At 73.2% G+C, this 9,625-nt stretch carries 11 protein-coding genes; 6 read left to right on the forward strand and 5 right to left on the reverse strand.

All coding sequences use genetic code 11. From position 1 onward, the window contains the following. Positions 1-32: 32 nt before the first annotated feature. The gene (locus tag AB0M11_RS10515; protein ID WP_365703536.1) at positions 33-1,178 is read right to left on the reverse strand and encodes a sensor domain-containing diguanylate cyclase; all 1,146 of its coding nucleotides are present in this window, start codon (positions 1,176-1,178) and stop codon (positions 33-35) included. 227 nt (positions 1,179-1,405) lie between these two features. Then, entirely contained in the window at positions 1,406-2,200 is a 795-nt protein-coding gene (locus AB0M11_RS10520; RefSeq protein ID WP_365703538.1) for an enoyl-CoA hydratase-related protein, read from the reverse strand. A gap of 198 nt (positions 2,201-2,398) precedes the next feature. Here AB0M11_RS10520 and AB0M11_RS10525 point away from each other — a divergent pair, with 198 nt between their 5' ends. Then, on the forward strand, positions 2,399-3,241 hold the full coding sequence (locus AB0M11_RS10525) for a hypothetical protein (protein ID WP_365703540.1): 843 nt from the start codon (positions 2,399-2,401) through the stop codon (positions 3,239-3,241). A gap of 20 nt (positions 3,242-3,261) precedes the next feature. On the opposite strand, the gene AB0M11_RS10530 is transcribed toward AB0M11_RS10525, so the two are convergent. Continuing rightward, positions 3,262-4,377 carry an adenylate/guanylate cyclase domain-containing protein gene (locus AB0M11_RS10530; protein WP_365703542.1) on the reverse strand — a complete coding sequence of 372 codons (1,116 nt, stop codon included), beginning with the start codon at positions 4,375-4,377 and terminating at the stop codon, positions 3,262-3,264. A 231-nt stretch (positions 4,378-4,608) separates the two neighbouring features. Beyond that, the gene (locus AB0M11_RS10535; RefSeq protein ID WP_365703544.1) at positions 4,609-5,484 is read right to left on the reverse strand and encodes a biotin--[acetyl-CoA-carboxylase] ligase; all 876 of its coding nucleotides are present in this window, start codon (positions 5,482-5,484) and stop codon (positions 4,609-4,611) included. Positions 5,485-5,594: 110 nt separating this feature from the next. On the opposite strand from AB0M11_RS10535, the gene AB0M11_RS10540 reads away from it, so the two are divergent. From AB0M11_RS10540 to AB0M11_RS10555, 4 genes are all read left to right on the forward strand, one after another. Next, positions 5,595-7,187 (forward strand): acyl-CoA carboxylase subunit beta, encoded by a 1,593-nt coding sequence (locus AB0M11_RS10540; RefSeq protein ID WP_365703546.1) that lies wholly within the window; start codon positions 5,595-5,597, stop codon positions 7,185-7,187. 9 nt (positions 7,188-7,196) lie between these two features. After that, on the forward strand, positions 7,197-7,406 hold the full coding sequence (locus AB0M11_RS10545) for an acyl-CoA carboxylase epsilon subunit (protein WP_365703548.1): 210 nt from the start codon (positions 7,197-7,199) through the stop codon (positions 7,404-7,406). 128 nt (positions 7,407-7,534) lie between these two features. Then, positions 7,535-7,663, forward strand: coding sequence for a hypothetical protein (locus AB0M11_RS10550; RefSeq protein WP_365703550.1), 129 nt, complete (start codon positions 7,535-7,537; stop codon positions 7,661-7,663). A 37-nt stretch (positions 7,664-7,700) separates the two neighbouring features. After that, positions 7,701-8,303, forward strand: a complete 603-nt coding sequence (locus AB0M11_RS10555; protein WP_365703552.1) for a nucleoside triphosphate pyrophosphatase — start codon at positions 7,701-7,703, stop codon at positions 8,301-8,303. Here AB0M11_RS10555 and AB0M11_RS10560 read toward each other — a convergent pair. Further along, complete coding sequence (locus tag AB0M11_RS10560) at positions 8,275-8,829, reverse strand: hypothetical protein (protein ID WP_365703554.1); 555 nt, start codon at positions 8,827-8,829, stop codon at positions 8,275-8,277. The two genes, AB0M11_RS10555 and AB0M11_RS10560, sit on opposite strands and share 29 nt — an antisense overlap. 428 nt (positions 8,830-9,257) lie before the next feature. Here AB0M11_RS10560 and AB0M11_RS10565 point away from each other — a divergent pair. Continuing rightward, positions 9,258-9,625, forward strand: a 368-nt coding sequence (locus AB0M11_RS10565) for a biotin carboxylase N-terminal domain-containing protein (RefSeq protein WP_365703556.1), incomplete at its 3' end; no start/stop codon positions are given.

Genomic DNA, 9,625 nt, shown 5'->3' on the forward strand with positions numbered 1-9,625 from the left:
ACTGGAGTACGGGGGTGCCCCTTACTTCTACGTCACAGTCCCCGGCGCCCGCGGAAGCTGCGCCGCTCGGCCCGCTCCGGCGGCGGCGCGTCGGCCAGCCGTACGACGGGATCGTCCGGCCCCTCCCGCCCGGCCACCACCGGCCGCCGCGCGCGCAACGCCTTCGCGCGGTACTGGGCCGCGTCGGCGAGCCGGAACAGCCGGCGCCCCGAACGCACCGGCCCGATCGGGTCGGCGGTCGAGGCGATCCCGCACGCCACCCCCTCCCCCAGCTCCAACTCCCCTGCCCGGCGGCAGAGTTCGTCGGCCGCCTTGACCACGTCGTCGGCCGGCGGCCCGAGCGCCAACAGGCAGAACTCGTCCCCGCCGAGCCGCGCGGCCAGCGCGCCCGGGAGCATCGCCCCGCACAGCGACAGCACCGACCCGAACCGTTCGAGGAGGCGGTCGCCGACCGCGTGCCCGAGGGTGTCGTTGACCTTCTTCAGTCCGTTGAGGTCGCAGACGACGAGGCTGACCACCGACCCGTCCGCGCGGTGCCGCTCGATCGCCTCGTCGAGACGCACGTCGACGGCCCGGCGATTGGCGAGCCCGGTCAGCGCATCGGTGTAGGCGAGCCGGCGCGCCTCCTCCAGCCGCTCGGTCTGCGCGATCCCGGCGGCGACGACGGAGGCGAGGACGGTGGCGAAGTCGGCGTCGGCGCGGCCGAAGAGGGGGGCGCGGGCGGCGCGGGCCACGTACAGCTCGCCCCAGGCCCTGCCGTGCAGCACGATCGGGGCGACCAGGCAGCAGCCGCGGCCGCGGCGACGGAGCGCGGCGACGCGCTGGTGGGAGTAGCCGGGGCGGCCGGTGGCGGGACCCTCGGCCGTCTCGACCCAGGCGTTGGGGCCGCCGCCGCCCGCCCAGCGTTCGTGCAGGAACTCGGTGATCTCCGGGAACTGGTGCACCGGGTAGGCCTCGGCCTCCGGGAACTCCTCCTCGTCCGGGGCACGCTCGCCGACGTTCACGAGGACCCGGAGCCGGCCGAGCTCGCGCTCCCAGACGGAGAGCGCGGCGAAGCTGCCGTCCAGCGCACGGCAGGCACCGGCCGCGGCGGCGTGCCAGCACTCACGCGGGGTGTGAGCCGCAGCCATGCCCTGCGCCAACGCCACGACGGCGGCGAGCCGGTTGTCCTCACCCATTACTCCAGGTTAGGGATGATTTAGCTTATTCGGGACATTGGGTGGGGCGAACAGGTGTTGCCGGTTGGCGGATCGTCGCGCGCTGCGGGCCGGTGGGGCCGGCCGCGCAGTTCCCCGCGCCCCTACGGGGCGCTGGTCAGCTACTCGGCTGCGGGCAGCAGTGCCTCCCCCAGTGCCTCAAGGGCCTGCGAGGTGCCCCCCAGGGCGGCCCCACCCCCGGCGTCGCCTCACTCCCCCGGCCACTCCGGCGGGCGCTTCTCGTTGAACGCCGCCACTCCTTCCGCCCGGTCGCCCGAGAACGCCACCGCCCGCCAGGCCGCGTCCTCGATCTCCAGCCCCGCCCTCAGATCCAGCCCGTGCCCGAGCCGCAGCGCCCGCTTCGCCGCCCGCAGCCCCACCGGAGAGTTCGCCGCCATCCGCGCCGCCAGCTCCAGCGCCGCCTCCCGGTCCCGCCCCGCCTCCACCAACTCGTCGACCAGGCCCAGCTCACGCGCCTCCGGCGCCGCCACCCGGCGCGCCGAGAAGATCAGCTCGGCCGCGCGGGCCGCCCCCACCCGGCGCGGCAGCAGCTGCGTGCCGCCGCCGCCGGGAATCACGCCCACCGACACCTCCGGCAGACCCACCACGGCCGTGTCGTCGGCCACGATCACGTCACAGGACAGGGCCAGTTCGAAGCCCCCGCCGAGCGCGTAGCCGTGCACGGCGGCGATCGTCGGCATCGGCAGCTCCAGCACGCCCGTGTAGGCCCCCCGCGACAGCGGCCGCGACCGCAGCAGCTCCGCGTCGGTCATGGAGTTGCGCTCCTTGAGATCGGCGCCGACACAGAAGGCCCGCTCGTGCGAGGAGGTCAGCACGACCACCCGGGCTTCCCGGTCGGCGCCCAGCGCGGCGCACGCGGCCACGATCGACCGGGCCATCTCCGCCGACACGGCGTTCATGGCCTTGGGCCGGTCCAGCACCAGTTCCGCGACCTGGCCGTGCCGTCGTACCAGCACGAACTCCCCGAACCGCTCCTCGCTCACGACACACCCTCCGGTTAACGCGGGTTAACATCCTGGCCTCGATCATCGCAGCCGGGGCGCGAACGGGAAAGGGCGGTCACCCGGTTCCCGCAGCCAAGCCCGGCAACCCGTTCGAGTGACATCCCGCCCAACTCCCGCCGCACCGCCCAGGGGAGCGCATAACGTGCGCTCGCCATGGCGCATCGGGGAGGGATCGTGATGAGCGAGAGACCGACGCAGCCGACGCGACACACCGACCGCACGGCCGCGGAGCCGACGTCGGCCACGAACACCACGCCGCCACCGGCGAAGCACACCACGCCGACACCGGCAGCGCACACCGCAGCGGCACCGGCGAAGCACACCACGTCAGCAGAGGCCGCGCACACCGCACCGGCGAAGCACACCGCACCGGCACCGGCGAAGCGCACCGCACAGGAACCGGCACCGGCTCCGGCGACGCTCACTGCAGCATCGGGGGAGCGCCGCACCGCCCCGCAGCCCCGCGGGCGCCACCACCGCGGCCGGCACCGCCGCCCACGTCCCCGCAGGGTGCTGCTCGTGGCGGGCGGTATGGCGCTCGCCGCCGGGGCGCTGAGCCTCGTCCGGATGACGGTCGATCCGGGCACCGGCACCCCCGGTGCCGCCGAGGCGGAACCACGGCTGGATCCGGGCACCGGGACGGAGCAGTCGGCCCCCGCCGCCGCCACGCTCGCCACAGCCATCGCCACGGCGACCGCCACCGCCGTCCCCTGGCCGGACTACTCGCCGACCTCGGTGACGGACGGGGTGGGCACGGCGCCGACGGCGGCCTCCACCGTCGTACCCCTGCGGAGCACACCCCCGAGCCCGGTCGCCGCACCGGCCGCCCCGGGCCCGACCACGATCCCCGAGTCCCCCGACACCCCGTCCCCCGCGGCCACTTCACGGCCGACCGCGGCACCGCCCCACAACGCGCCCGCGGCCACCCGCGCGCCGCGGCCCTCCGGCTCGGCCCGGCCCGTCCTCTGCGTCCCGGTCATCGGCCTGTGCGTCGACGCGTCGGGGACGTCCGGTGGCTGACGCCGGATACCCGGCCGTCCTCACAGGGCGGCGGGCGGCGCCTCCCGCCGGGTGAGCAGCCAGGGCTCCACGACCCCCAGGCCGCGCACCGGGCGCTGCCACATCGGCTGGAGCGCGAAGCGGTACGTCGGGGGCTCCTCGCCCTCCTTCTCGGCGGTCGCCGCCTCCTCCGCCGCGGCCGCCTCCGAGGCCGGTGCCTCGCCCACCCGGATCAGCTCCTCCGCGAACGCGCTGTCGACCAGCACGGCGTCGCGCGGGGCTATCGAGGTGAGCCGGGAGGCGAGGTTCACGGTCGTACCGAAGACATCGCCCATCCGGGTGGTGACCGTGCCGAAGGCCATGCCGACGCGCAGCTCCGGCATCGTCTCGTCGTGGGCCATGGTCTCGACCAGGCGCAGCGCGATGTCGGCGGCGACACCGGCGTCGTCGGCGGCGTACAGGACCTCGTCGCCGAGGGTCTTGATGAGCCGGCCGCCGCGGGCCGCCACCAGGTCGGCGGCGGTGGTCTCGAAGGCCTCGACCAGCTCGCCGAGCTCCTCCTCCTCCATGCGCCGGGTCAGCCGGGTGAACCCCACGAGGTCGGCGAAGCCGACGGCGAGCCGGCGGTCGACCATCTCCTCGTCGTCGGTGGCCTGCACGACCCGGCCCGCCGAGGCGGCGAGCTGGCGGCGCCAGACGTAGACGAGGAACTCCTCCAGCTCGGGCAGGAGCAGTTCGACGATCGGATACGTGACCTCGGTCCGGGTCATACCGGGCTCGGGCGGCTCGGTCAGGCCCTCCAGGAAGGAATCCATCTGCCACTCGGCCAGACGGGCGGTGGTCTGCCCCGTCGAGCGGGCCACCTGTACGGCCATGGCCTCGCTCAGCAGCCCCGCCTCGACGAGGCCGGCGAGCCGCCGCAGGGCCAGCACGTCGGCCTCGGTCAGGGCCTTGGCCTGCCCGATGTCGGCGAAGCCCATGGCGCGCCAGAACCGCGACGCCAGCTCCATGGAGACGCCGGCGCTGCGGGCCGCCTGGAAGGGGGTGTAGCGGCGCTCGGCCCCGAGGATCAGGCCTTCCAGGCGCAGCGCGAGGGGGTCCTCGCCGGAGTCGGCGGCGTCCGCGCCCGCGCCGGAGCCCGTGTCGTCGACGGTCACGCCTGCTGCCCTTCCGATCTGCCGCGGTCGCATACCGACCGGCCTCAACTCTACGACAGCTGTGCGGTAGCTCACTTCGTGAGGTAAGCCCGGACAGGGGTGGTGAGGGGTCGATTTCCGGGTGCGGGTGCGTGGGGGCCGACCGCGCGGTTCCCCGCGCCCCTACGGGACGCTTGTCAGCTACTGGCAGCCTGCCGGCGCCGGTGAGCGTCCCCACCCCCGCCGCAGTTGTCATGCAGGCCGCAGGTGCACCACGTCGCCCGCTCCCACCGGCTCCCGCACGCCCTCCTTCGTGGCGATCACCAGTCTGCCGTCGCCGTCGACGGCCACCGCCTCCCCCTCCAGCGACCGGTCCCCCGGCAGCTCCGCCCGGACCGACCGCCCCAGCGTCGCGCACCCCGCCGCGTACGCCTCCTGCAGCCCGCTCTCGCCCGGATCGCCGCCCGCCGCGCGCCAGCGCCCGTACCAGTCCTCCAGGGACCGCAGGACCGCCCGCAACAGCGTCTCCCGGTCCGTGCTGACGGCCCCGGCCAGCGCCAGCGATCCGGCCTGCGGCACCGGCAGTTCCGCCGCGCGGAGCGTGACGTTGATGCCGACGCCGACCACCACCGCGTCCTCGCCGGCCCGCTCCGCGAGGATGCCCCCGGCCTTGCGCTCCTCGCCGCCCACCGACACCAGGAGGTCGTTCGGCCACTTCAGCGCCGTGTCGACGCCCGCCGCCCGCGCCAGCCCCGTCGCCACCGCCACACCGGTCAGCAGCGGCAGCCACCCCCAGCGGGCCACCGGCACCTCGGCCGGCCTCAGCAGCACCGAGAAGAACAGACCGGAGCGCGGCGGCGCCGTCCACTGCCGGTCCAGCCGCCCCCGCCCCGCCGTCTGCTCCTCGGCGACCAGCACCGCGCCCTCGTCGGCGGCCCCCGCGGCGGCCCGCGCCACGAGATCGGAATTGGTCGAGCCGGTGCGGCCCACGACCTCGATGTCGCGGTACAGGCCCCCCTGGCCGCCGTCCCGGACCAGGGCCCTGCGCAACCCCGCCCCGTTCAGCGGTGGACGGTCCAGGTCGGACCAACGATTGTTGTTCGCATCTGCTGCGTCTCGCGGCGTCATGCAAGCCACCCTAGGTGTGTTGTACGCCGCACTGCCGTTTGGTAGGCACCCCACTACGCTACGGATGAGTAACCGTCCCCCCTTTTGAGCAGGCAGGGAGCCGCATCCCGATGTCCGAGCCGGAAGAGATCGACATTCACACGACCGCGGGGAAGCTCGCGGATCTCCAGCGCCGTGTCCACGAGGCGACACACGCCGGTTCGGAGCGCGCCGTCGAGAAGCAGCACGCCAAGGGCAAGCTGACGGCTCGTGAGCGGATCGAGCTGCTCCTGGACGAGGGCTCCTTCATCGAGCTGGACGAGTTCGCCCGGCACCGCTCCACCAACTTCGGCCTGGAGCAGAACCGCCCCTACGGGGACGGCGTCGTCACGGGGTACGGCACGGTCGACGGCCGTCCCGTCGCCGTCTTCTCCCAGGACTTCACCGTCTTCGGCGGCGCACTCGGCGAGGTCTACGGCCAGAAGATCGTGAAGGTCATGGACTTCGCCCTGAAGACCGGCTGCCCGGTCATCGGCATCAACGACTCCGGTGGCGCCAGGATCCAGGAGGGCGTCGCCTCCCTCGGCGCGTACGGCGAGATCTTCCGCCGCAACACCCACGCGTCCGGCGTGATCCCGCAGATCTCGCTCGTCGTCGGCCCCTGCGCGGGCGGCGCCGTGTACTCCCCGGCGATCACGGACTTCACGGTCATGGTCGACCAGACGTCCCACATGTTCATCACCGGACCGGACGTCATCAAGACGGTCACCGGCGAGGACGTCGGCTTCGAGGAGCTGGGCGGCGCCCGCACCCACAACTCCGTCTCCGGCGTGGCCCACCACATGGCCGGTGACGAGAAGGACGCCATCGAGTACATCAAGCAGCTGCTGTCGTACCTGCCGTCCAACAACCTCTCCGAGCCGCCGGTCTTCGCCGAGGAGGCCGACCTCACGGTCACCGACGAGGACCGCGAGCTGGACACCCTGGTCCCGGACAGCGCGAACCAGCCGTACGACATCCACACGGTGATCGAGCACGTCCTCGACGACGGCGAGTTCTTCGAGACGCAGGCCCTGTTCGCGCCGAACATCGTCACCGGCTTCGGCCGGGTGGAGGGCCGCCCGGTCGGCATCGTCGCCAACCAGCCCATGCAGTTCGCCGGCTGCCTGGACATCAAGGCGAGCGAGAAGGCCTCCCGCTTCGTCCGGACCTGCGACGCCTTCAACGTCCCGGTCATCACCTTCGTCGACGTCCCCGGCTTCCTGCCCGGCGTCGGCCAGGAGCACGACGGCATCATCCGCCGCGGCGCCAAGCTGATCTACGCCTACGCCGAGGCCACCGTCCCGCTCATCACCGTCATCACCCGCAAGGCCTTCGGCGGGGCCTACGACGTCATGGGCTCCAAGCACCTGGGCGCCGACCTCAACCTCGCCTGGCCGACCGCCCAGATCGCCGTCATGGGCGCCCAGGGCGCCGTCAACATCCTGCACCGCCGCACCATCGCCGAAGCCGAGGGCTCGGGAGAGGGCGAGGCCACCCGGGCGCGGCTGATCCAGGAGTACGAGGACACCCTCCTCAACCCCTACACGGCGGCCGAGCGCGGCTACATCGACGCCGTGATCATGCCGTCGGACACCCGCCGCCACGTCGTACGGGGTCTGCGCCAGCTCCGCACCAAGCGCGAGACCCTGCCCCCGAAGAAGCACGGCAACATCCCGCTGTAAGGAGCCGCTGTGACGATCAAGGTCATCCGGGGCAACCCGACCCCGGAGGAGCTGGCCGCCGCCCTGGCGGTCGTCCGGGCCCGCGCGGCCGCCCTGGCGGCCACCGAGCCCGGCGCCCCACCGGCGACGAGCGCCTGGTCCGACCCCGCCCGCATCGCCCGGCACCGGGTCCCCCACCCGAGCCCGACCGCATGGACCCGCACCTACTGGCCCTCCTGAACCAGCCTCCTCCCAGGGCCGGTCCGGCCCTGGGGGCGCGAGGAACCGCGCACCCAAGAGGAACCCCGGGCACCGATTTGAGTACCCCTACTCAGGCGCCCACCCCGGCCAGGCCGCACGCTGGTGGCATGCTCTGGTCGGACCCCGAAGACAAGCCGCCGAAGGACCTGCAGGACATGCAGAACACCCTCCGGCGGCTGGGCGTCTTCCTGGCCCTGGTGATGGTCGTCCTGATGATCGTGCTCGGCGTGAGGTGAGCGGCCCCCTGTCGGCCCCCACCGATACGCTGCCCCCATGCGCAGACTCGTCCTCGCCTCCCAGTCCCCCGCCCGGCTGAACCTCCTGCGCCAGGCGGGTATGGCCCCCGAGGTGATCGTCAGCGGCGTCGACGAGGACGCCGTCACCGCCCCCACCCCGGCCGACCTCGCTCTCGCCCTCGCGGAGGCGAAGGCGTCCGTCGTCGCCGCCCGCCCCGACGTGCAGGGCGCTCTCGTCATCGGCTGCGACTCCGTGCTGGACCTCGACGGCCAGGCCCTGGGCAAGCCGGCCGACGCCGAGGAGGCCACCGCCCGCTGGAAGTCGATGCGCGGCCGGGCCGGGACCCTGCAGACCGGGCACTGCGTCTGGGACACGGCGAGCAAGCGCTGGGTGTCGGCGACCGCGTCCACGGTCGTGCGGTTCGGCGAGCCCACCGACCAGGAGATCGCCGCGTACGTCGCCTCGGGCGAACCCCTCTACGTGGCGGGAGCGTTCACCCTGGACGGCCGCAGCGCGCCGTTCATCGAGGGCATCGACGGCGACCACGGCAACGTGATCGGCATCAGCCTGCCCCTGGTCCGCCGGCTGCTGGCCGAGCTCGGCGTCGGCATCACGGAGTTGTGGGCGCCGGCGGAGTGAACGTCCCTCCGGACGGCGTGTCGCTCTTCGCCTCCGGCTCGGGTTCCGGCTCCCGTCCGGGTTCCGGGGCGTGCTCGGGGCCGGAACCGTCCTGGTCCCCGCCGTCGGCCTCCGCCCCGGCGCCACCGGCGCCCTCCATCCGGTCGTACGTCATCAGCAGCAGCACGACGAGGGCGAGGACGACCACCATGAACAGGAACGCCCGCCACCCGATCAGCCCCCACGACACGGCACCCAGCAGGGCGTGCACGACGGCGACGCTGATCAGCAGCACCCGGCCGAGGCCGGCGGGCGGCCGGTTGCGCACGGCGACCAGCAGGGCCACCAGGCCGCACAGCGCGAAGTAGAGGCCGAAGACCACGGCGCCGGCCTTCGCCGACACCGACATCCTGTCCGGGTCGAGCCCGGCCAGGGACATGTCCTGGCGGTCGACGACCACTCCCATGAACCAGTTGAGCGCCGCGATGCCGAACGCCTCGGCGAAGAGTATGACCGCCAGGATCCACGCCACCGGTCTGCGCACCACCGGCCCCACCCACTTTCGTCCCCGACCCGGCCGAGCCGGTGTTACTTGAAGTTCGCCCACCCGCCGCCCGACCACCACCCCTCAAGGTGGCCCTTCGGGCCGCAGTGTCTTATTCAGCATCGCGAACGCTACTAACGGGTAAACCCGGGGACAAGGGTCCGGTCGGCAGCAAAGAAACGTTGGGCCATTCGTAGGGACTCAACAAAGAAACGGAGTGGGGCGCGGCACGCTCTCACAGAGACCTTGACCACATGACGGGGCTAGGGTTTCCCGAAGGAGTCCTGCGTACCGAGGTGCGACAAGGGATTTCGCGGGTCGGGTGAGCCTCGCATCACGCTCCGTGTGGGCAAGGTCACCATTGGGGACGGGTCGAAGTGCCGTGTCGGCAGTCCCTAAACTCGGCTTGTTTCAAGGAGGGAGCCTCAATCGTGCGCAAGGTGCTCATCGCCAACCGTGGCGAAATCGCTGTCCGCGTGGCCCGGGCCTGCCGGGACGCCGGGATCGCGAGCGTGGCCGTCTACGCGGACCCGGATCGGGACGCTCTGCATGTCCGCGCCGCGGATGAGGCGTTCGCCCTGGGCGGTGACACCCCGGCCACCAGCTACCTGGACATCTCCAAGGTCCTCAACGCCGCCCGCGAAGCAGGCGCGGACGCCGTCCACCCCGGCTACGGCTTCCTCTCCGAGAACGCGGAGTTCGCGCAGGCGGTCCTGGACGCGGGCCTGACCTGGATCGGCCCGCCGCCGCAGGCCATCCGCGACCTGGGCGACAAGGTGGCGGCCCGGCACATCGCCCA

The organism is Streptomyces sp. NPDC051987 (assembly GCF_040680735.1).
In the GTDB taxonomy this organism is placed as follows: domain Bacteria; phylum Actinomycetota; class Actinomycetes; order Streptomycetales; family Streptomycetaceae; genus Streptomyces.

Excerpts from the sequence above, each read along its gene's own strand:
- AB0M11_RS10540 (WP_365703546.1), top strand. The coding sequence starts at position 5,595 with ATGTCCGAGCCGGAAGAGATCGACATTCACACGACCGCGGGGAAGCTC.
- AB0M11_RS10515 (WP_365703536.1), bottom strand. The coding sequence starts at position 1,178 with ATGGGTGAGGACAACCGGCTCGCCGCCGTCGTGGCGTTGGCGCAGGGC.
- AB0M11_RS10550 (WP_365703550.1), top strand. The coding sequence starts at position 7,535 with ATGCTCTGGTCGGACCCCGAAGACAAGCCGCCGAAGGACCTGCAGGAC.
- AB0M11_RS10525 (WP_365703540.1), top strand. The coding sequence starts at position 2,399 with ATGAGCGAGAGACCGACGCAGCCGACGCGACACACCGACCGCACGGCC.
- AB0M11_RS10555 (WP_365703552.1), top strand. The coding sequence starts at position 7,701 with ATGCGCAGACTCGTCCTCGCCTCCCAGTCCCCCGCCCGGCTGAACCTC.
- AB0M11_RS10535 (WP_365703544.1), bottom strand. The coding sequence starts at position 5,484 with ATGACGCCGCGAGACGCAGCAGATGCGAACAACAATCGTTGGTCCGAC.